Source organism: Variovorax sp. VRV01 (genome assembly GCF_014852545.1).
Taxonomy (GTDB): domain Bacteria; phylum Pseudomonadota; class Gammaproteobacteria; order Burkholderiales; family Burkholderiaceae_C; genus Variovorax; species Variovorax beijingensis_A.
In genome coordinates this window covers 304,529-324,926 of record NZ_JACVBS010000004.1, presented here as the reverse complement: position 1 = coordinate 324,926, position 20,398 = coordinate 304,529, and the positions used below count along the sequence as shown (strand labels likewise).

At 68.3% G+C, this 20,398-nt stretch carries 22 protein-coding genes; 16 read left to right on the top strand and 6 right to left on the bottom strand.

What is annotated here, in order from left to right:
- The first annotated feature begins 31 nt into the window (after positions 1-31).
- Positions 32-934 carry a 3-hydroxyisobutyrate dehydrogenase gene (mmsB, locus tag IB278_RS09840; protein ID WP_192323315.1) on the top strand — a complete coding sequence of 301 codons (903 nt, stop codon included), beginning with the start codon at positions 32-34 and terminating at the stop codon, positions 932-934.
- A gap of 11 nt (positions 935-945) precedes the next feature.
- Here the strand turns inward: mmsB and IB278_RS09835 are convergent, their stop codons facing one another.
- Positions 946-1,101 (bottom strand): hypothetical protein, encoded by a 156-nt coding sequence (locus IB278_RS09835; protein ID WP_186454202.1) that lies wholly within the window; start codon positions 1,099-1,101, stop codon positions 946-948.
- A complete protein-coding gene (locus IB278_RS09830) occupies positions 1,073-2,368 on the bottom strand; it encodes an MFS transporter (RefSeq protein WP_192323314.1) in 1,296 nt (431 codons plus the stop codon). The genes IB278_RS09835 and IB278_RS09830 overlap by 29 nt, the downstream gene beginning before the upstream one ends.
- A 159-nt stretch (positions 2,369-2,527) precedes the next feature.
- On the opposite strand from IB278_RS09830, the gene gcvA reads away from it, so the two are divergent.
- Positions 2,528-3,511, top strand: coding sequence for a transcriptional regulator GcvA (gene gcvA, locus IB278_RS09825; RefSeq protein ID WP_145744727.1), 984 nt, complete (start codon positions 2,528-2,530; stop codon positions 3,509-3,511).
- Here the strand turns inward: gcvA and IB278_RS09820 are convergent.
- Both IB278_RS09820 and IB278_RS09815 read right to left on the bottom strand, forming a co-directional pair.
- Positions 3,412-3,852 (bottom strand): hypothetical protein, encoded by a 441-nt coding sequence (locus IB278_RS09820; protein ID WP_192323313.1) that lies wholly within the window; start codon positions 3,850-3,852, stop codon positions 3,412-3,414. The two genes, gcvA and IB278_RS09820, sit on opposite strands and share 100 nt — an antisense overlap.
- A gap of 54 nt (positions 3,853-3,906) precedes the next feature.
- Positions 3,907-4,833: a LysR family transcriptional regulator gene (locus tag IB278_RS09815; RefSeq protein WP_145744731.1), complete on the bottom strand. Its 927-nt coding sequence runs from the start codon at positions 4,831-4,833 to the stop codon at positions 3,907-3,909.
- A 102-nt stretch (positions 4,834-4,935) separates the two neighbouring features.
- Here IB278_RS09815 and metE point away from each other — a divergent pair, with 102 nt between their 5' ends.
- Positions 4,936-7,281: a 5-methyltetrahydropteroyltriglutamate--homocysteine S-methyltransferase gene (metE, locus tag IB278_RS09810; protein WP_192323312.1), complete on the top strand. Its 2,346-nt coding sequence runs from the start codon at positions 4,936-4,938 to the stop codon at positions 7,279-7,281.
- Positions 7,282-7,321: 40 nt separating this feature from the next.
- Complete coding sequence (locus IB278_RS09805; protein WP_145744735.1) at positions 7,322-8,188, top strand: hypothetical protein; 867 nt, start codon at positions 7,322-7,324, stop codon at positions 8,186-8,188.
- On the opposite strand, the gene IB278_RS09800 is transcribed toward IB278_RS09805, so the two are convergent.
- Positions 8,130-9,641, bottom strand: coding sequence for a short-chain fatty acyl-CoA regulator family protein (locus IB278_RS09800; RefSeq protein WP_192323311.1), 1,512 nt, complete (start codon positions 9,639-9,641; stop codon positions 8,130-8,132). The genes IB278_RS09805 and IB278_RS09800 overlap by 59 nt on opposite strands.
- On the opposite strand from IB278_RS09800, the gene IB278_RS09795 reads away from it, so the two are divergent.
- The 5 genes from IB278_RS09795 (at position 9,625) to IB278_RS09775 (ending at position 14,201) form a co-directional block, all read left to right on the top strand.
- Positions 9,625-10,161: an acyl-CoA thioesterase gene (locus IB278_RS09795; protein ID WP_307698037.1), complete on the top strand. Its 537-nt coding sequence runs from the start codon at positions 9,625-9,627 to the stop codon at positions 10,159-10,161. The genes IB278_RS09800 and IB278_RS09795 overlap by 17 nt on opposite strands.
- Positions 10,158-11,324: a 2-methylcitrate synthase gene (prpC, locus tag IB278_RS09790; RefSeq protein WP_192323310.1), complete on the top strand. Its 1,167-nt coding sequence runs from the start codon at positions 10,158-10,160 to the stop codon at positions 11,322-11,324. The genes IB278_RS09795 and prpC overlap by 4 nt, the downstream gene beginning before the upstream one ends.
- A 35-nt stretch (positions 11,325-11,359) precedes the next feature.
- Entirely contained in the window at positions 11,360-12,814 is a 1,455-nt protein-coding gene (locus tag IB278_RS09785) for a bifunctional 2-methylcitrate dehydratase/aconitate hydratase (protein ID WP_192323309.1), read from the top strand.
- 2 nt (positions 12,815-12,816) lie between these two features.
- Positions 12,817-13,695, top strand: coding sequence for an isocitrate lyase/PEP mutase family protein (locus IB278_RS09780; protein ID WP_192323367.1), 879 nt, complete (start codon positions 12,817-12,819; stop codon positions 13,693-13,695).
- Between the two features lie 164 nt (positions 13,696-13,859).
- A complete protein-coding gene (locus tag IB278_RS09775) occupies positions 13,860-14,201 on the top strand; it encodes an alpha/beta hydrolase (RefSeq protein WP_192323308.1) in 342 nt (113 codons plus the stop codon).
- A gap of 104 nt (positions 14,202-14,305) precedes the next feature.
- Here IB278_RS09775 and IB278_RS09770 read toward each other — a convergent pair whose 3' ends face one another.
- On the bottom strand, positions 14,306-14,884 hold the full coding sequence (locus IB278_RS09770; RefSeq protein ID WP_145744746.1) for a DNA-3-methyladenine glycosylase I: 579 nt from the start codon (positions 14,882-14,884) through the stop codon (positions 14,306-14,308).
- Positions 14,885-14,949: 65 nt separating this feature from the next.
- On the opposite strand from IB278_RS09770, the gene IB278_RS09765 reads away from it, so the two are divergent.
- From IB278_RS09765 to IB278_RS09735, 7 genes are all read left to right on the top strand, one after another.
- On the top strand, positions 14,950-15,426 hold the full coding sequence (locus IB278_RS09765; protein WP_145744748.1) for an NUDIX hydrolase: 477 nt from the start codon (positions 14,950-14,952) through the stop codon (positions 15,424-15,426).
- Complete coding sequence (locus IB278_RS09760) at positions 15,423-15,650, top strand: hypothetical protein (RefSeq protein WP_145744749.1); 228 nt, start codon at positions 15,423-15,425, stop codon at positions 15,648-15,650. Before IB278_RS09765 ends, IB278_RS09760 begins: the two co-directional genes overlap by 4 nt.
- Entirely contained in the window at positions 15,647-16,180 is a 534-nt protein-coding gene (locus tag IB278_RS09755; RefSeq protein WP_145744751.1) for a DUF2867 domain-containing protein, read from the top strand. The genes IB278_RS09760 and IB278_RS09755 overlap by 4 nt, the downstream gene beginning before the upstream one ends.
- A gap of 127 nt (positions 16,181-16,307) precedes the next feature.
- Positions 16,308-17,003 carry a DUF3348 domain-containing protein gene (locus IB278_RS09750; RefSeq protein WP_145744753.1) on the top strand — a complete coding sequence of 232 codons (696 nt, stop codon included), beginning with the start codon at positions 16,308-16,310 and terminating at the stop codon, positions 17,001-17,003.
- Positions 16,996-19,086 (top strand): DUF802 domain-containing protein, encoded by a 2,091-nt coding sequence (locus IB278_RS09745; protein ID WP_192323307.1) that lies wholly within the window; start codon positions 16,996-16,998, stop codon positions 19,084-19,086. Before IB278_RS09750 ends, IB278_RS09745 begins: the two co-directional genes overlap by 8 nt.
- Positions 19,086-19,742, top strand: coding sequence for an OmpA family protein (locus tag IB278_RS09740; protein ID WP_145744757.1), 657 nt, complete (start codon positions 19,086-19,088; stop codon positions 19,740-19,742). The genes IB278_RS09745 and IB278_RS09740 overlap by 1 nt, the downstream gene beginning before the upstream one ends.
- Positions 19,735-20,394 carry a DUF2894 domain-containing protein gene (locus IB278_RS09735; protein WP_412556322.1) on the top strand — a complete coding sequence of 220 codons (660 nt, stop codon included), beginning with the start codon at positions 19,735-19,737 and terminating at the stop codon, positions 20,392-20,394. The genes IB278_RS09740 and IB278_RS09735 overlap by 8 nt, the downstream gene beginning before the upstream one ends.
- The last annotated feature ends 4 nt before the right edge of the window (positions 20,395-20,398 follow it).

The window sequence follows — 20,398 nt, the reverse complement described above, 5'->3', positions numbered from 1 at the left end:
GCCTCTTTCACGAATACAACGGAGACATCAAATGAAAATCGCATTCATCGGCCTCGGCCACATGGGCGGACCCATGGCCCTGAACCTGCGCAAGGCGGGCTTTGCGGTCAAGGGCTTCGACCTGTCGGACGAGGCCTGCAAGAAATACGCGGCCGAAGGCCTGGCCATTGCCGCATCGGCCGCCGAATCGGTGGCCGATGCCGACGTGGTCATCAGCATGCTGCCGGCCAGCGCGCACGTGGAGGGCCTGTTCCTGGGCAGCGGCGGCAGCAAGCCCGGCCTGCTCGACAGCATCCGTGCCGGCACGCTCGTGATCGACAGCAGCACCATTGCCGCCGCCACCTCGCGCAAGGTGGCGGAGGCGGCTGCGGCCAAGGGCATCGCGATGATCGACGCGCCGGTTTCCGGCGGCACCGGCGGCGCGATTGCCGGCACGTTGACCTTCATGGTCGGCGGCGAGGCCGACGACCTCGAACGTGCGCGCCCCGTGCTCGAGAAGATGGGCGCCAACATCTTCCATGCGGGCGGCATCGGCGCGGGCCAGACCGCCAAGATCTGCAACAACATGCTGCTCGGCATCCTGATGATCGGCACCTCGGAGGCGCTGGCGCTGGGCGTGGCCAACGGGCTCGATCCCAAGGTGCTGTCCGAAATCATGCGGCGCAGCTCGGGCGGCAACTGGGCGCTCGAAAAGTACAACCCGATGCCCGGCGTGATGGAAACCGCGCCCGCATCGAAGAACTACGCGGGCGGCTTCGGCACCGACCTGATGCTCAAGGACCTGGGCCTCGCGCAGGAAAACGCCACCGCCGTTCGCGCTGCCACGCCGCTGGGCGGGCTCGCACGCAGCCTTTATGCGGCGCACAGCCTGGCGGGCCATGGCGCGCTCGATTTCTCGAGCGTGCTGAAGCTGCTGCAGAAGGCTTCGTCCTAGCGTCCCCGCTTCTAGCCGAACAGGGCGTCGCTGGCCCACAGAAGGCCCAGCACACCCACGAACAGCAGCAGGAACACGGCCCATGCGCGCGTGAACGCCTGCGTCTCCGTGATCTCGGCGGGAGCCGTTTCGGGCGGCTTAGGAGCGCTGGGCGTTTGTGGGTTCATTCCCGACTGTACCCCGCGCGCCCGGTTTTGCCGCCGTGCGCGTCTTCGACATGGCCAGCAGCACCCCGGCCGCGACCAGGTTGGCGCCGATGCTGGCGAGGATCGGCAGCAGGTAGCTGCGGCTGATGTCGAATGCGAAGCCCGCCGCGCTCGGGCCGACCAGGGTGCCGAAGGCCACGCTGGTGTACAGCACGCCCAGGATCGCGCCGATGCTGCGGCCGCCGAAGTAATCCATGACGAGGGCAGGCAGCAGCGCGACGAAGCCGCCGTAGAAAACGCCGTAGGCAAACGCGAACGCGGCCAGCCCCCAGAACCCGCCGGACACCGCCCACACCACCAGCGAAAGCGCCATGCCGCCCGACATCAGCGGCAGCGCCAGCTGCCGGCCCAGCCGATCGGCCAGCCCGCCAAGAAAAAATCGCCCCGCCGTGCTGCCGACGCCGATGGCGCCGAGCAGCAGCACGGCCGCGCTGGCCGACTGGCCGTGGTCGAGCGCGTAGGGCACGAGGTGGACGAAGGGAACGAACAGCCCGAACGAGCTGATCAGGCAGGCCGCATAGAGCCCGGCGAAGCGGCGCGACCTGATCGCGTCGCGCAACGTGGAGCCTGCGGGCAAGGCCGACGGTGCTTGCGGCTGCGGTGGATCGCCGTCGGGCCCGAGCCCGCGGTGGCGCGGATCGTCCTCGATCAGCAGCGCCATGCCGGCGCCCACCACCACGGCCATTGCGCCCAGCGCCAGGTAGGCGTGGCGCCATCCCAGCGCCTCGATGAGAAGCGAGGCCAGCGGCGGCATCACCAGCGTGCCCACGCCGATGCCGCTCACCGCCAGCCCCGAGGCGAATCCGCGCCGCCTGACAAACCAGCGCTGCACCGCGCCCAGCACCGGCACATAGGAGGCGCCGACGCCGAGCCCGACGCCCAGGCCGTAGGCCAGGCAAGCCTCGGTCAGGCTGCGCGCCTGTCCCGCGGCGGCCAGGCCCAGGCCGACCAGCACCATGCCCGCGACCGCCAGCCGCCGCGCACCCCACCGGTCCGCGAGCGGGCCACTGACCACACCCAGCCCGAAGTAGAGGAAGCCCGCGAGCGAGAACACCAGCGAGGCCGATCCGCGCGAGGCGCCGAAGTCGCGCTGCAGCGATTCGAGGAAGGCGCTGAAGGTGTAGGCGCTGCCGAAGCCCACGAGCGTGACGGCGAATGCACCGGCCACCACGAACCAGCCGCGGAAAAGGCGTGTGCGTGGCGCTGAGCGGGAGGAGAAGGAGGTCAATGCGGGTCTCCAGTTTGCTCAGAATATCTATTGGTTGGAGAATGGGCTCCAGCGCGCAAGAGTGCTTCTTCTTCATGCGCCAGTGTGCGGATGCTCCTCTTTCCCGCACGGCCTTACAAACCAGATTTTCTGAGGCAATCAGTTCAGCTCAGCTAAACGATGGAACACCAGCTCCCGCCGCTCAACGCGCTCCGCGCCTTCGAGGCGACCGCCCGCCATCTCTCGGTGAAGAACGCGGCCGACGAGCTGTGCGTGACCGCCGGCGCCGTCAGCCAGCTGATCAAGTCGCTGGAGCTGCACCTGGGCATTGCGCTGTTCCGGCGCGCGAACCGCGGCATCTTTCTGACCGATGCGGGCCAGGCCTACCTGCCGCCGGTGCGCAATGCCTTCCGGCAGATCAGCGACGCGACGCGCCGCATCGCCATGCCTGCGGAAACCGGCATCCTCACGGTGAGCACCACGCCGTTCTTCGCGTCCATGTGGCTGGTGCCGCGGCTCAAGAGCTTTCACGATGCGCATCCGGACATCGATCTGCAGGTGGTGAGCAGCACCGCGCTGGCCGATTTTTCGCGCGACGGTGTGGACGTGGCGATCCGCCATGGGCTCGGCCGCTATCCCGGCCTGATCAGCCACCGCGTGCTCACGGTGGAGATCGTTCCGGTTGCCGCGCCCGCGCTGGTTCGCAGCCTCGGGCCGCCCGCGGCACCGGCCGATCTCATGCGCTGGCCGCGCGTGAACGATGCCGAGCGCAAGGGCTGGGCCATGTGGTTCGAGGCGCAGGGCATCGATCAGGCCGCGCCGGTGCGCGGCCCGTCCTTCGATGATTCGGGCCTGTTGCTGAAGGCGGTGCTTGCGGGGCAGGGCGCGGGCTTGCTGCCGGCGGCGCTGGTGGCGGACGAGATGGCCGAAGGCCGGCTGGTCCAGCTGTCGGAAGCCGCGTGGCTCGAAGACTTTGCCTACTACCTCGTGTACCCCGAAGACAGCCGCCACAGGCCGAAGGTGGCCGCCTTCAGGGCATGGATGCTCGGCGCCGCGGGTGCCGGTCAGACCGCGGCAAGAAAGGCCTCGGCGTCGCCGGCTTCGCACTTCCAGTCGGCAAATACGCCCACGAGATTGCACGCGGTGCAGCGGCAGCCCAGGTAGTACCAGCGCACGTCGCTGCTGTCGCTGTAGAGCGCGACGCCCGACAGCAGCTCGAAGCTCTCGGCCGCGCAGACGCATTCATGGCCGCCGAACTCGGCCTCGTCCGCAAACTCCGCGCTGTCGCCCATCAGCTGAACCGTGCCGCAGGCCAGGCAGGTGCGCCGTGCGGCACCTGCGTCTTCGTCGGTCTCGAGCCTGAACGCGCGGTGGCCGCAGGCGCACACCGATTCCGCGAACCGGGTCGCCGGACAGGCGTTGGCCTTGCTGTAGCGCAGCAGTTCGGCTCGGGTGTCGTCCGGGCCGCTGCCATACCAGTACCTGCCCTTCTTCGTCAGTGCCATGGGAAGCTCATTCTGTTGTCGAATCGATGGCCATGATTCTGCTGCAGGGCCGCGTCAGAGCAGCTCGATGCCCGGCAGGCTCTTGAAGCAGCTCTCGCGCGTGATGCGCACGAAGTCCGCCAGCCACGGCTGGCCGGACGTGCCCTGCGTGCAGGCCATGTAGAGCCGCCCCGTGAGGCCCCGGGCGCCCACGCGCCGGGCCGTGACATAGCCGCGGTCCAGGTAGTTCTGCACCGCCCACAGCGGCAGGGTGGCCACGCCGCGGCCGCTCGCCACCAGCTGCAGCATCGCCACCGTGAGCTCGGTCGTGCGCCGGTGCGCAGGCGCCACGCCGGCCGGCGCCAGCACCTGGCGCACGATGTCGAGCATCTCGTCGGGCACGGGGTAGGTGATGAGCGTCTGGTCGGCAAAGTGGCGCGCCGTCAGATGCGGCTTGGCGACGAGCGCATGGTCGTTGGCGAGCAGCGCCACGATCTCGAAGCGGAACAGCGCGTGGTAGTCCACGGTCTCGTCGGGGTCCTGCTCGGAGACGATCGCCACCTCGGCGCGGTTCTGCATCACCAGCGCGATCGGGTCGGGATGAAAGCCCGAGACGATGTCCAGCTCGATCTCCGGCCAGCGCTGGCGGAAGGCATCCATGGCCGGCATCAGCCAGTCGAAGCAGGTGTGGCACTCGACCACGATGCGCAGCTGCCCGCTGCGGCCCAGCGCCAGCCGCGCCACGTCACGCTCGGCTTCTTCGACCAGCGGCAGCGCGGCATCGGCCAGCTGCAAGAGCCGCAGCCCGGTGGTGCTGAACTGCGGCGGCACCGACTTGCGCTCGAAGAGCTGCGCGCCGTAGCGGTCTTCGAGCAGCTTGACCTGGTGCGACAGCGCCGACTGCGTGAGGTTCAGCAATTGCGCCGCGCGCACCAGGCTGCCGGTGTCGCGCAGCGCAACGAGCGTGCGCAGGTGGCGTATCTCGAGGATCGACTGCAACATGAATGATTTTCAAGCGAATGGGCAAAAGGTTTCGTTTGAATCATATGCCCCAAAGCCCGACCATTGCCGATTCTCAAAGATTCAGCGACCGGACCATCTGCAATGACCACCCGTACCCACATCCTCGGCTTTCCGCGCATGGGCGCCCACCGGGAACTCAAGTTCGCCCTCGAAAAGCACTGGCGCGGCGAGATCGACCACGCCGCGCTGGAAGAAGTTGGCGGCCAGCTGCGCGTACGCCACTGGCAGGCCCAGCGCGACGCCGGGCTCGACTACGTCACCGTCGGCGACTTCGCCTGCTATGACCACGTGGCCAACCACATCCAACTCTTCGGCTGCGAGCCGGCGCGCTTCGGCTTCAAAGGCGACGAGCCCGAGCTGTCGCGCTATTTCAGGATGGCGCGCGGCGTGGAGGACGAGGCCGGCCATACGCACCAGGCTGGCTGCAGCCACGGCGCCGAGGGCACTTTCGCGCTGGAAATGACCAAGTGGTTCGACACCAACTACCACTACCTCGTGCCCGAGTTCACCGCGGCCACGCAGTTCAGGCTGGCCTCGACGCGGCTCTTCGACGAGGTGGCGCAGGCGCAGCAGGCCGGCCATGCGGTCAAGGCCGTGCTGCTCGGGCCGCTGAGCTTCCTGTACCTTGGCAAGGAGAAGCAAGAGGGCTTCGACCGCCTGTCGCTGCTCGATGCATTGCTGCCCGTGTACGAACAGGTGCTGAACCGGCTCAAGCAGCAGGGCGTCGAATGGGTGCAGATCGACGAGCCCATCCTCGGCCTGGACCTGCCCGATGCCTGGCGCAATGCCTTCGAGCGCGCCTACTGGCAACTGGCCCGCAGTGCGCCGAAGCTGCTGCTGGCGACCTACTTCTCGCCGCTGTCGGACAACCTGCGCCTCGCCTGCCAGCTGCCGGTGGCCGGCCTGCACGTGGACGCCGTGCGCGCGCCGCAGGAGCTGACGGGCGTGGCCGACTGGCTCGCCACGCACAAGGTGCTGTCGATCGGCATCGTCGACGGCCGCAACATCTGGCGCACCGACCCCGACGCGGCGCTTGCCGTGCTGCGCCCGGTGATCGACAAGCGGCGCGGCGAGCTCTGGATCGCGCCATCGTGCTCGCTGCTGCACGTGCCGTTCAGCCTGGCCGCGGAAGACAAGCTCGATGCGGAGCTCAAGTCGTGGCTCGCCTTCGCCGTCGAAAAGCTCGGCGAACTGCGCGTGCTGCGCGCCGTGCTCGACGGCCGCGAGGACTCGGTCGCGCAAGAACTCGAAGCCGCGCGCGCCGCGGTGGCCGCAAGGCGCAGCAGCCCGCGCGTGCACCGCGCCGACGTGGCGCTGCGGCTCGCCCGCAGCGTGGCCGGCGACGACCAGCGCGCATCCCCGTTCGGCCAGCGGCAGCGGGTGCAGCGCGCGCGCTTCGCATTGCCCGCGCTGCCCACCACCACCATCGGCTCGTTCCCGCAGACCAGGGAGATCCGCGCCGCGCGTGCCGCCTTCAAGCGCGGCGAGCTCGATGCGGCAGGCTACCGCGAGAAGATGCGCGCCGAAATCGCACTGGCCGTGCGCAAGCAGGAAGCGCTGGGCATCGACGTGCTGGTGCATGGCGAGGCCGAGCGCAACGACATGGTCGAGTACTTCGGCGAACAGCTCGACGGCTTTGCCTTCACCGCCAACGGCTGGGTGCAGTCGTACGGCTCGCGCTGCGTGAAGCCGCCGGTCATCTTCGGCGACGTGGCGCGCCCTGCGCCGATGACGGTCGAATGGACCGCCTATGCGCAGAGCCTCACCAAGCTGCCGATGAAGGGCATGCTGACCGGCCCCGTCACCATCCTGCAATGGTCCTTCGTGCGCGACGACCAGCCGCGCAGCATCACCTGCGAGCAGATCGCCTGGGCGATCCGCGACGAGGTGGTGGACCTCGAGGGCGCCGGCATCGGCATCATCCAGATCGACGAGCCCGCGATCCGCGAAGGCCTGCCGCTGCGCCGCGCCGGCTGGCCGGCCTACCTGAAGTCGGCCACGCGCGCCTTCCGCATCAGCGCTTCGGGCGTGCGCGACGAGACGCAGGTCCACACCCACATGTGCTATTCGGAATTCAACGACATCCTGCCGGAAATCGCGGCCATGGATGCCGACGTGATCACCATCGAGACCAGCCGCTCCGACATGGAGCTGCTGCGGGGATTCGGCGGCGAGAACAATGCGGGGGGCTTCCGCTACCCGAACGAGATCGGCCCCGGCGTGTACGACATCCATTCGCCGCGGGTGCCCTCGGTGGACGAGATCGTGCGCCTGATGCGCAAGGCGGCCGGCGTGGTGCCGCTGGATAACCTCTGGATCAACCCTGATTGCGGCCTGAAGACCCGCGGCTGGCCGGAGACCGAGGCCGCGCTGTCGAACATGGTTGCGGCCGCGAATCTGCTGCGCAAGGAACTGGCGGCCGCCTGAGGAGAGAGAAGCGGGCAGGGCGAGCGCCAATAATGGCGCCATGGTTGCCCTTTCAGTTTCACCGAGACGTTTCTTTCTCGCGCCTTTTTTTCTCCTGCTGCCGCTGCTGCTCGCACCCGTCATGGGCTGGGCGCAAGACCGCGCCCAGGCCCTGCTGCAGTTCGAGGGCGTGCAGGCGCGCTACCAGGCGGCTTATGCGCCGGGTGCCGTGTCGCGCGATGCGCGCCAGCTGCTGGAGCCTGCCGATCAGGCCATTGCCGACAAGGCGCTCAAGGCGTTGGACACGGCCGCTGCGCGATCTTTCGATGTGGCCGCGTCCGTTGCCGCCATCCAGCAGGAGGTGGCTGCTGCCGGCAAGGGCGGCGCGGCGCCGAGCCCGCAGGTGCAGGCCGCGGTGGCCCGGCTCTCGAAGTTGCGCACCGACTACGCCGCAATGGACGACACAGGCAAGATGGAGTTCTTCAACCGTGAACGAGCGAAGCCGGCCGATCCCGCGCGCACGGAACTGCTCGAGCGCATGGCCGTGGCCGACCTGCGCGAGGTCGATTTCTCGAGCCAGCTGCTGCTGAGCTCGGTCGTCAAGCAACTGGCGCGCGGCAACGCCGGACAGTTCACTTCGCTGCCGGACCGCACGCTCGACATGGCCGTCGACACGCTGTGGTCGCGCGGCGTCACATCGCCGCGCCCGCGCAACCTGCTGACGGTGGCACGCGAGTTCGAGAGGCAGGTCACGCAGGCGCTGCTCGCAGCGCTGCCCGATGCGGACGTGGCCGCCTTGCTCGCCTGGCGCAACGACCCGCAGGCCGCGGCCGAGCGCGAAGCCCTGGTGGGCAGCTACCGCGCCGAGGTCAAGGGGAGCGGCGCCGTGGCGATCCGGACGCTGGTGCGCGGCTGGCCGCGTTCCTGACGGCGGTGCGCGCAGTGGCGTACCTGTCGGGCGCCGCGGCATAGGGCATGAAGCGGCTCTGGTTCTCGTCCACGTCGAGCGGGCGCCCCACGAACGGAAAGGCGCGCTGCGGACAGGCTTCGCGCTCGCACACCTTGCAGCCCGCGCCGATGGGCGTCGGCACCTCGGGATCGTGCAGGTCCATGCCCTTGGAATAGACCAGCCGCGTGGCATGGCTGATGTCGCAGCCCAGCCCGATGGAAAAGGTCTTGTTGGGCGAACCATAGCCTCGGTAGCCGTGCGACACCGTGCGCGCGATCCAGAGGTAGGCGCGGCCGTCGGGCATGCGCGCGAGCTGCGTCAGCACGCGGCCGGGCTGCGCGAAGGCTTCGTACACGTTCCACAGCGGGCAGGTGCCGCCGGTCTTCGAGAAGTGGAAGTGCGTGGCCGATTGCCGCTTCGAGATGTTGCCCGCGCGGTCGACGCGGATCAGGAAGAAGGGCACGCCGCGCGCCTCGGGCCGCTGCAGCGAGCTCAGGCGATGGCAGATGGTCTCGAAGCCCACGCCGAAGCGCCGTGCGAGCTGGTCGATGTCGTAGCGCAGCTGCTCGGCCGCTTCAAGAAAGATGCCGTAGGGCAGCAACAACGCGGCAGCGAAGTAGTTGGCCAGGCCGATGCGCGCCAGCGAACGCGCGGTGTCGCTCGACAGCGGCGCCTCGGCCACGAGCTGGTCGATCATGCCGCCGAGTTCGAGGAACGCGAGTTGCGTTGCGAGCTGGAAGGCGTGCTGGCCCGGCTCCAGATGGCGCGAGAGCCGCAGCACGCGCGTGGCCGGGTCGAAGCGGCGTTGCGCGCCGCCCTCGTCATCCTCCGCCGGAATCACTTGCACGCCATGCGCGTCGAGCAGGCGATGCGCGAGCCGGTCGCCCGGATTGCCTTCGCGCAGCCGCCATTGCGCGGAGAAAGCCTCGGCGGCGTCGTCGAGCGGGGCGATGTGGTTCTGGTGTGCAAAGAAGAAGTCGCGCACCTCCTCGAAAGGCATCGGCCGCGCCTGCGGCATGCGTGCGAGATCACCGCGGCCGTCGCCGAGCTCGGCGGCCAGCGCTTCGAGCCGCTCCATGGCATCGCGGTGCCGCTGATGCAGTGCTACCAGCGCGCGGCCCACGGCCGGCATCTGCGTGGCCACTTCGCGCAGCTCGGCGAGCGCGACCGCATCGCCGCCCGGGTTGTCGGCCAGCGCCTCGCGCAGGCTGGCGACGAGCCGCGCCTCTTCGTCTTCCGAGAAGGCCTGGATGTCGACACCCAGTGTGGCGTGCAGGCGCAGCAGCACCGGCACGGTGAGCGGCCGCTGGTTCTGCTCGATCTGGTTCAGGTAGCTGGGCGACAGGCCGAGCTGCTGCGCCAGCGCGAGCTGGCTCAGGCCGCGCTCCTCGCGCAGGCTTCGGAGCCGCACGCCCATGAAGGTCTTCTTCATCGTTGATCCGTTCTTCGCAACATTCGCAAATCGATGGCGATCCGTTCGCAATCATTCGCCAATTCAGGTCTTCATTATGGGCACGATGTTGCGTAAATTGCGAATCATGCAAAACGCGCGCGGCACTGTCCGTTTGATCGAGGTGGTGTTTCCGGAACACACCAACCACTACGGCACCTTGTTCGGCGGGCAGGCGCTGCAGCTGCTGTCGAAGGCGGCGTTCCTGTCGGGCCGCAGCTTCGTGCGCGGCGACGTGGTGATGGCACGCTGCGGCGAGGTGCTGTTCCATGCGCCGGTGCGGCTGGGCAGCACGCTCGTGCTCGACACGCAGGTGTCGCGCGTGGGCCGCAGCTCGCTCACCGTGCGCGTGGCCGGCAGCGTGCAGGACGTGGCCACCGAGGCGCTCGTGCGTGTGCTTGACGGCGAATTCGAGATGGTGGCGGTGGATGCCGCCGGACGACCGGTGCGGCTGGCGAATACGCCGCGCCTTCATGAAGAAACATTCGAGGAGACCGTATGACACTGGCCACAGAGAACCCGCCTGCCGCCGGCTTCAAGCCGAAGAAATCCGTCGCGCTTTCGGGCGTCGCCGCAGGCAACACCGCGCTGTGCACCGTGGGGCGCACCGGCAATGACCTGCACTACCGCGGCTACGACATCCTCGACATCGCCGATGTCTGCGAGTTCGAGGAAATCGCACACCTGCTGGTGCACGGCAAACTGCCCAGCGCGTCGGAGCTGCGCGCCTACAAGAGCCGCCTGAAGGCCATGCGCGGCCTGCCCGCGAGCGTGAAGGAGGCGCTGGAGCGCCTGCCCGCCAGCGCCCATCCGATGGACGTGATGCGCACCGGCGTCTCCGCGCTCGGCTGCGTGCTGCCCGAGAAGGACGACCATTCGCTGCCCGGCGCACGCGACATCGCCGACCGGTTGATGGCGTCGCTCGGCTCGATGCTGCTCTACTGGTATCACTGGTCCACGCAGGGCCGGCGCATCGAGGTCGAGACCGACGACGACTCGATCGGCGCGCACTTCCTGCACCTGCTGCATGGCCGCGCGCCATCGGCGAGCTGGGAGCGGGCGATGCACACCTCGCTCAATCTCTATGCCGAGCACGAGTTCAACGCCTCGACTTTCACCGCGCGCGTGGTGGCGGGCACGGGCTCCGACGTGTATTCGGCCATCACCGGGGCCATCGGCGCGCTGCGCGGTCCCAAGCACGGCGGCGCCAACGAGGTGGCTTTCGAGATCCAGAAGCGCTACGACACGCCCGACGAAGCCGAGGCGGACATCCGCCGCCGTGTGGAAGCCAAGGAGGTCGTGATCGGCTTCGGCCACCCGGTCTACACCGTCTCCGATCCGCGCAACGCGGTCATCAAGCGGGTCGCGAAGCAGCTCTCGGAGGAGGCCGGGTCCACCCGCATGTACGACATCGCCGAGCGGATCGAAGCCGTGATGTGGAATGCGAAGAAGATGTTCCCGAACCTCGACTGGTTCAGCGCCGTGAGCTACCACATGCTCGGCGTGCCGACAGCCATGTTCACGCCGCTCTTCGTGATTGCGCGCACCAGCGGCTGGGCCGCGCACATCATCGAGCAGCGGCAGGACAACAAGATCATCCGGCCCAGCGCCAACTACACCGGCCCGGAAGACCTCGTCTTCGTGCCCATCTCCGATCGCCGCTGAAGGCATCCTCCCCCGTTCACCACCACAGCAGAATCATGTCCGCTCCCATCAGCAACATCCGCCCCGAACCCGACCAGGTGCTGGTCGACATCGTCGACTACCTGCTTGCCCCCCAGCAGATCACGAGCGCATTGGCATACGAGACCGCGCGCCACTGCCTGATCGACACACTCGGCTGCGGCCTCGAGGCGCTCGAATACCCGGCCTGTACCAAGCTGCTCGGCCCGGTCGTGCCGGGCACGGTGGTGCCGCATGGCGCGAAGGTGCCCGGCACGCCGTACCAGCTCGACCCCATCCAGGCCGCCTTCAATATCGGCACGATGATCCGCTGGCTCGACTTCAACGACACCTGGCTCGCGGCCGAGTGGGGCCATCCGAGCGACAACCTCGGCGGCATCCTGGCCACGGCCGACTGGCTCAGCCGCAATGCGGTGGCCGTGGGGCGCCAGCCGCTCCTGATGCGCGACGTGCTCACGGCGATGATCCAGGCGCACGAGATCCAGGGCTGCCTGGCACTGGAGAATTCGTTCAACAAGGTGGGGCTCGACCATGTGGTTCTGGTGAAGGTGGCCTCCACTGCAGTGGTGGCGCGCCTGATGGGGCTGTCGCGCGACGAGATCGTCAATGCCGTGTCGCTCGCATGGGTCGACGGGCAGAGCCTGCGCACCTACCGCCATGCGCCCAACACCGGCAGCCGAAAGAGCTGGGCCGCGGGCGACGCCACCAGCCGCGCGGTGCGGCTCGCGCTCATCGCCAAGACCGGCGAGATGGGCTACCCGAGCGTGCTCACCGCGAAGACCTGGGGCTTCTACGACGTGCTGTTCAAGGGCCAGCCGTTCAAGTTCCAGCGCCCGTACGGCAGCTACGTGATGGAGAACGTGCTGTTCAAGATCAGCTTTCCCGCCGAGTTCCACAGCCAGACGGCGGTGGAGGCGGGCATGGCGCTGCATGCGCAGCTGCAGCAGTCCGGCAAGACGGTGGACGACATCCGGAAGGTGAGCATCCGCACGCACGAGGCCTGCATCCGCATCATCGACAAGAAGGGGCCGCTCGCCAACCCGGCCGACCGCGACCACTGCATCCAGTACATGGTGGCGGTGCCCATGATCTTCGGGCGTCTCACCGCCGCCGACTACGAGGACGGCGTGGCGAGCGACCCGCGCATCGATGCGCTGCGCGACAAGATCGTGTGCGTGGAAGACCCGCGCTTCACGGCCGACTATCACGACCCCGAGAAGCGCAGCATCGCCAATGCGCTGACCGTGGAGTTCAAGGACAGCACCAGCTTTGCGGAGGTCGCGGTCGAATACCCGATCGGCCACAAGCGCCGCCGCGCCGAAGGCATTCCGCTGCTCGAAGCCAAGTTCCGTACCAACCTGGCGCGCCGCTTCGCGCAGAAGCAGCAAGAGGCCATCCTCGGCGTGTCGCTCGATGCGAGGAAGCTCGAGGCCATGCCGGTGCACGAGTACGTGGATCTGTACGCCGCATGACCATGACCCAAGACAACGAGTCGCCGAAGAAGACCCTGCGCCGCCTGGCCGAGGCGCGCCGCGGCGTGCTGGTGCCGGGCGCATTCAATGCACTGTCGGCCCGCGTGATCGAAGACCTGGGCTTCGAGGCCGTCTACGTCACCGGCGCCGGCGTCACCAACATGCACTTCGGCCTGCCCGACCAGGCCTTCATGGGCCTGCACGACATCGCGGAGCACACCGCGCGCATCCGCGATGCGGTGAACCTGCCGCTGCTGGTCGATGCCGACACCGGCTTTGGCAACGCGCTCAACGTGCGGCACGCGGTGCGCGTGCTCGAGCGCGCGGGGGCCGACTGCATCCAGCTCGAGGACCAGGTCAGCCCCAAGCGCTGCGGCCATTTCGCCGGCAAGGCGGTGATCGACACCGCAGAGATGCTGGGCAAGATCAAGGCTGCGGTCGATGCGCGCACCGACGCCGGCATGCTCGTCATGGCCCGCACCGACGCGGCGGCCGTGCACGGCTTCGAGGCGGCCATCGAACGTGCGCAGCAGTTCAGCGAGGCCGGTGCCGACATCCTGTTCGTCGAGGCCGTGACCTCGGCCGACGAAGTGCGCGCCATGCCGCGGCTTCTGGACAAGCCGCAGCTCATGAACATGGTGATCGGCGGCAAGACGCCCACCTTCGGCGCCGAAGAACTGGGCGCGCTCGGCTATGGACTGGTGCTGTACGCCAATGCCGCGTTGCAGGGCGCAGTGGCTGGCATGCAACGTGCATTGACCGTGTTGCGCGATACTCGCCGCCTCGACGAAGACCCATCGCTCGTGGCTTCGTTTGCCGAACGGCAGCGCCTCGTCGGCAAGCCCGCGCTCGACGAGCTAGAGAAAAAATACGCAGGTTGAGCCAAATTTCTTGAGGAAAGTGTGGACTTTGGCGCTCACGTCAAAAAGTTCCCCGTTATTGTTTCAGTTTCATGAACACTGCGATTCGGTTTGGCTAGGGTTTTCCCTTGTCATCCTGGTGCAAACTTCAGGGCATCCAAAGCCCAATCAAGAAGGAAATTGAAATGAAGACCTCGAACATCCTCGCCGCCGCCGCTCTGTCCCTGCTCGCCGCTGCCGGCGCCCACGCAGAAACCTACGAAGGCGTGCAGCCCCTGAGCTCCGGCTACAGCCGCGCCGACGTGGCTCCCCAGGCCGCTGCCGCTGCCCGCGAAGGCAACGTCTACAGCGACGCCGCTTCGTCCACCGTGGCGCCCGTGCTGGCTGCTTCGACCGACCGCGCCGCAGTCCGCAGCGAAGCTGTTGCTGCCGCTCACGCGCCCGGCCAGAACCTGCGCCGCGAAGCTTTCGCCGGCAGCGTGGTTCCCTCGCAGGCACGCACTTTCACGCGCCAAGCCGGCCTGTAAGAAGGCGGGCACAAGAGAAGAGACGGCGGCATCGCCCGCGCGTCTTTCCTCTGCAGTAAAAAAGCCGGACGGCGCCCCAGGTGCCGTCCGGTTTTTTTGCGTTTTCAGCGCTGCCGCGGCGCGGCGTGGTGGCAGAAGCACTCGGGTGCGTGGTCGTCCACGATGCCGGTGGCCTGCATCCATGCATAGACGATCACCGGCCCCACGAATTTGAAGCCGCGCTTCTTCAGGGCCGCCGACATCTGTTCCGAAAGCGGCGTCTTGGTCGGCACTGCGCCGGTCCTGCTGTTGACGATGGGCTTGCCGCCGGCCATGCCCCAGACGAATTCCGAAAAATCCTCGCCCGCGGCCTGCATCGCCAGATAGGCGCGGGCATTGCCGATGGTGGCCTCGATCTTGGCGCGCGAGCGCACGATGCCCGCGTCCAGCATCAGACGGTCGACGTCGGCCGTGGTGAACCGTGCCACCTTTTCGGGCACGAAGCCCTCGAATGAAGCACGGAACGCATCGCGCTTGCGCAAAATCGTGAGCCACGAGAGGCCCGCCTGGAAGCCGTCGAGCATGAGCTTTTCCCACAGCGCGCGGCTGTCGCGCTCGGGCACGCCCCATTCGGCGTCGTGGTAGGAGGCCAGCAGCGGATCGCTCTGGGCCCAGGTGCAGCGGGGCTTGGTCTCTGGGGTCATCTGGTTGCGGGTTTCGTTCTTCGGCAGGGGGTGCTTCGGACTTTAACCACCGATACTCGAGCCTCATGATTTCAGTCCATCTCCACGGCCAGCGCTTTCAGGTGCGGGCCGCCGCGGTCATCCTTCATGCGGGCCACGCGCTCCTTCACCGCGCGCCGGGCGACGACTACTGGGCCTTGCCGGGTGGCAGGGTCGAAGTCGGCGAAGAGGCCTCGGCCACGATCGTGCGGGAGATGAGGGAAGAGCTTGGCGAAGAAGTCGAATGCGGCCGGCTTCTTCATGTGGCGGAGAACTTCTTCGACCTCGCGGGCCGGCGCAACCACGAGATCGGGTTCTATTTTCTCGTCTCGCTGGCCGAGGATTCGCCCCATCTCGACAAGGCGCGAAGCTACCGCGGCATCGAGAGCCACCTGGATCTGGAATTCCGCTGGTTCCCGATCTCGGAGCTGGCGGCCGTCAACCTGCGGCCGACCTTTCTCCCGGCCTCGCTGGCGGCCGATCCGCTGGCCTTCTCGCACGCGGTCCAGCGTGAATACCCATGAGCGGCGAGCGCTATCTGTTCAACGTGTTCGGCCAGGTCATGGCCATTGAAAGAGCCGCGGACCGCTGGGAGAGCTACTTGACGGGGCCCGACGGCAAGCGCCGCAGGATCCAGCTGGCAATTCCATCCGACGTCCCACGCGCCGAGCTTTCGCAGTATCTCTACGACATCTATCACGAGCAGGCGACGCCGACCAACGGCGATGTGTTCGAGATCTTGCAATGACAAACCACCATCGGCTGCACAGTTCCCGCCGCGAGGCGCTGCCCCCGGGCGCGCGCGTGGCCGGCCTCTATCGCGGCGCCTTTCTGGCCGACGCCTTCGCCATCGACCTGCCTCAGGGCGCCACCCGCGACGTGCTGGCGCTGGCGCGCTTCACTTTCGAGCGTCCCGCTCCCTGGGTCAACGCGCTGTTGGCGCTGCGCGACCGCTTGGTCGGCGGCTTCGGCCTCAAGACGGCCAGCGCGCTGCGCGCCGGCACGCCGGACGGTGCGCCGCGCGTCGGCATCTTTCGCATCTACGAAACGCATGCCAACGAGGTGGTGCTCGGCGAGGACGACCGGCACCTGGATTTCCGCGTTTCGGTGATGCGCTCCGTGGCGGGGGATTCGCTCACTGCCGTCACGGTGGTGCACTGCCACAACCTCTTCGGCCGCAACTACATCCGGCTGATCGCGCCGTTCCACCGGATGGTGGTGCGTTCTGCGCTCGAACGCGCGGCGCGCTCAGGCTGGCCTGCGGAAGCGGCGGTCTGAATCCAACGGAACGCCTGGTTACCGCCTGGAACGTTTGCTTGAACTTTCCCTCCCGGCAGCAGCCGTGGAGCGGGGAGGCCAAGGAGAGCCGCCGGTGTAGACTGCCAGGTTTTTCGTTCTGGCGGGTATGGCGCAAGTTTCACAGCGCACAGTTTTCAACGGCTCGGCGCTTGTTCGCTTGCTTTCCCGGCTGACCGAGGTCGACGTCCGCGAACCCCGGCAGGCCACCGCGGATCGATTGAGCCAATGGTTCGGCTGGACCGACGCCATCTCGCTGTCGGCCGCGCTGGACGGCGCCGTGGCGGCGGCTGCGCCTTCGCGCGCACGGGCTTCCGCGAGCGCCGAGGAGCGCGAATGCGTGCGTGCGCGGTCCGCGTTGGCCAAGGCGGTGGCCGAAGACGGCGCTGTCGCGGCGGCCGTTGATTTCACGCCGTTTCGCCGCCGCCATCTCACGCTGCAACAGGCCATGGAAGCAGGCATCGGCCCGCTGCGCGGCCGTTTGCGGGCGCTGCTGGCGGCCAGGTCGCCGGCCATGGCGCGGCTTGCGGCGGTGGACGTGGTGATGGAGCAGGTGCTGGCTGCGCGCGAGCACAGCCTGCTCGCGGCCGTGCCCGCGCTGCTCGAAAAGCATTTCACGCGCCTGCGCCAGGCCAGCCCGGAGACGGTGGGCGAACCCGGCAGCGAGGCAGAGGCCGGCGAGTGGCTGCATGTGTTCCGCAAGGACATGAAGAACGTGCTGCTCGCCGAACTCGATTTCCGATTTCAACCGATCGAAGGACTGCTCGAAGCCCTTCGCATGAGGCCACCAGAGTGCCATGAATAGATTTCTTCACTACGCTGTTTTTGCTGCGGGCCTGGCCGTCGTCTGCTGGGTCGGGGCCGGATACGTCGGCTCGCACACGCTGGCGCTCGCCGTCACGATGCTGGTCGGCGCGTTCTACCTGATGGGCGCGCTGGAACTGCATCGCTTCCAGCAGGCCACCGCCACCTTGTCGCGCGCCGTGGCGGATCTTTCCGACCCGCCCTCGAGCCTGGGCGCCTGGCTCGACCGGCTGCATCCCACGCTGCGCAATGCGGTGCGCCTTCGCATCGAAGGCGAGCGCGTGGGCCTGCCGGGGCCGGCGCTCACGCCGTACCTGGCCGGACTGCTGGTGCTGCTGGGCATGCTGGGCACTTTCCTCGGCATGGTGGTCACGCTGAACGGCACCGGCATGGCGCTGGAAAGCGCGACCGACCTGCCGGCCATCCGCGCCTCGCTGTCGGCGCCCGTGAAGGGCCTGGGGCTGGCGTTCGGCACCTCGGTGGCCGGCGTGGCCGCCTCCGCGATGCTGGGGCTGGCCTCGGCGTTGTGCCGGCGCGAGCGGCTGCAGGCCGGGCAGATGCTCGACAGCAGGATCGCCACCACGCTGCGCGCCTACTCGCTGGCCCACCAGCGCGAGGCCTCGTTCCAGCTGCTCGAACAGCAAGCCCACCAGATGCCGCGGCTGGTCGACCAGCTGCAGGCCATGATGGCGGCGATGGAGCGGCAGAGCCAGGCCCTGAATGAGCGCCTTGCCGCCGGCCAGGCGCAGTTCCACACCAAGGCCGAGGCCGTGTATGCCGGGCTGGCCTCTTCGGTCGACCAGTCGCTCAAGCAGAGCCTGAGCGAAAGCGCGCGCATCGCGGGCGCGACGATCCAGCCGGTGGTCGAGGCCACCATGGCGGGCATCGCGCGCGAGACGGCCTCGCTGCACGACACCGTCGCGCGCACCGTGCAGCAGCAGCTCGACGGGCTTTCGAGCCGCTTCGAGGCGGCCACCGCCAGCGTGGCAGGCACCTGGCAGGCTGCGCTCGCCGAGCACCAGCGCACCTCCGAGGCGCTGTCGAGCGACCTGCGCGCTTCGCATGACCGCTTTGCCGAAACCTTCGAGCAGCGCTCGGCCTCGCTGGTGGAGGGCGTCTCGGCCCGGCTCGAAAGCACGGCGGCCGGCGTGTCCGACACCTGGAGCAGCGCACTCGCGCAGCACCAGCGCGTCAGCGAAAAGCTGTCGCAGGAGGCGCAGCAGTCGCTTGCGGCGGCGGCAGCCGGCTTCGAGCAGCACTCGGCCTCGCTGCTGCGCACGGTGGAACAGGCGCATGCCGCGCTGCAGGCCGATATCGCAGCGCGCGACGAGCAGCGGCTGTCGGCCTGGACGCAAGCGCTGGCGACCGTGTCCGCGTCGCTGCAGCAGCAGTGGCAGCAGGCGGGCGCATACACGGCAAGCCAGCAGCAGCAGCTCTTCGACGCGCTCGCGCAAACCGCGCGCGACATGTCGACCCAGGCCGAGACGCATGCGAAGAACACGGTCGGCGAGATCGCCCAACTGCTGCAGGCCGCCTCGGAAGCGCCGCGGGTGGCGGCCGAAGTGGTGGCCGAGCTGCGCCAGAAGCTGTCCGACAGCATGGCGCGCGACAACGCGATGCTGGAAGAACGCAGCCGCATCATGGAAACGCTGGGAACCCTGCTCGATGCCGTGAACCACGCCTCCACCGAGCAGCGCTCGGCGGTCGATGCGCTGGTGGGTGTATCGGCGGACGTGCTGGACCGCGTGGGCAGCCGCTTCACCGAGAAGGTCGACGAGGAAACCGGCAAGATGGCCGCGGTCGCCGCGCAGATCACCGGCAGCGCCGTTGAAGTGGCCAGTCTGGGCGAGGCCTTCGGCTTTGCCGTGCAGCTCTTCAGCGAGTCGAACGACAAGCTGGTGGCCCACCTGCAGCGCGTCGAAGGGGCGCTCGGCAAGTCCATCGCGCGCAGCGACGAGCAGCTGGCGTACTACGTGGCGCAGGCGAGGGAAGTCATCGACCTGAGCATCATGTCGCAGAAGCAGATCGTCGAAGACCTGCAGCAGATCGCGGGCCGGCAGGCCGCCGTGGGCAGCGAGGCGTGATGCGGGACGATCTCGACGCCGGCCTGGAGCCGAGCGTGCCGGTGTGGGCGGTCTTCGGCGACCTGATGTCGGGGCTGGTGGGGGCCTTCGTGCTGATTCTCGTGGGGGCGCTCGGCATGCAACTGGACCTGGCGGCGAAGCTGCAGGCCGAAGTGCAGCAGCGCCAGGCCGAGACGCAGCGCCGCGAGGCGCTCGAGCAGGCGCTGGCCGGGCCGCTCGCGGCGGGCCGGGTCACGCTGAACAACGGGCGCATCGGCATCAGCGGCAGCGTGCTGTTCGCCTTCAACTCGGCCGACCTGCAGCCCGAAGGCCGGCAGGTGCTCAAGAGCCTGGCCGCGCCCGTGGCCACGTACCTGCGCGCGCGCGACGAGGTGCTGATGGTGAGCGGCTTCACGGACGACCGGCAGATGCGGCAGTCGAAGGACGGCAACCGTCCGTTCGCCGACAACTGGGAGCTCTCGGCCCAGCGCGCATTGACGGTGACGCGGGCCTTGATCGAGGAGGGCGTTCCGTCGTCATCGGTGTTTGCCGCGGCCTTCGGCTCCGAGCAGGCCGTGGCATCCAATGCCGATGCCGAAGGGCGGGCGAAGAACCGGCGTGTCGAAATGGCGCCCACGCCGCGGCAGGCTGGCGCCGGCACCAAGTCCCGTGAGTAGCAGCAGCATCGATCCCGCCGCAGTGCTCGACGCCTGGCGCGCGCAGGGCGGGCATCGCCGGGATCCCGTGCGCTTTCGCTTCATCGAGGCGCTCGCGAGGCGGGCGGCCGCCCATGAGGGCGATGCGCGGCGCATCCTCGACGAGCGGCTGGCCGTGCTGCTCGCGGCGTATCGCGGGAATCTCGAAGAGGCTCGGCACGCGGACGGCCTTCCGGCGGTTCGCGATGCGAGCGCGAAACAGGCAGCCCGGCTTCCCCGCGGCCCGCTCGCGGAGCTCGTGGAGCACATGGCGCGGCAGGCGCCGCCGCAAGGCGATGATGGCGCGGCGGCCGATGACGCCGTACCCGCCACCCCCGAGCTCAAGACGCTGCGCTACTTCAGGAGCACCTGGTCGCGGCTCAGTGCCGACCGGCGGCTGACGCAGTCGCTGGCCAAGGTGCCGGAAAATGCGGGCCCGCTGAATTCGCACCACCTGGTGCACCGGTCGCTCATGCTGATGCACGAGCTTTCGCCGGAATACCTCAACCGGTTCATGTCGTACGTCGACACCCTGCTGTGGGTCGATCAGCTGAATGGCAGCAATGGCCCGGCCGCCGCGAATGCGCCGCGCGCCGAAGGCCCGAAGAAAAACGCGCGCGGCAAATCCGGCTGATCTG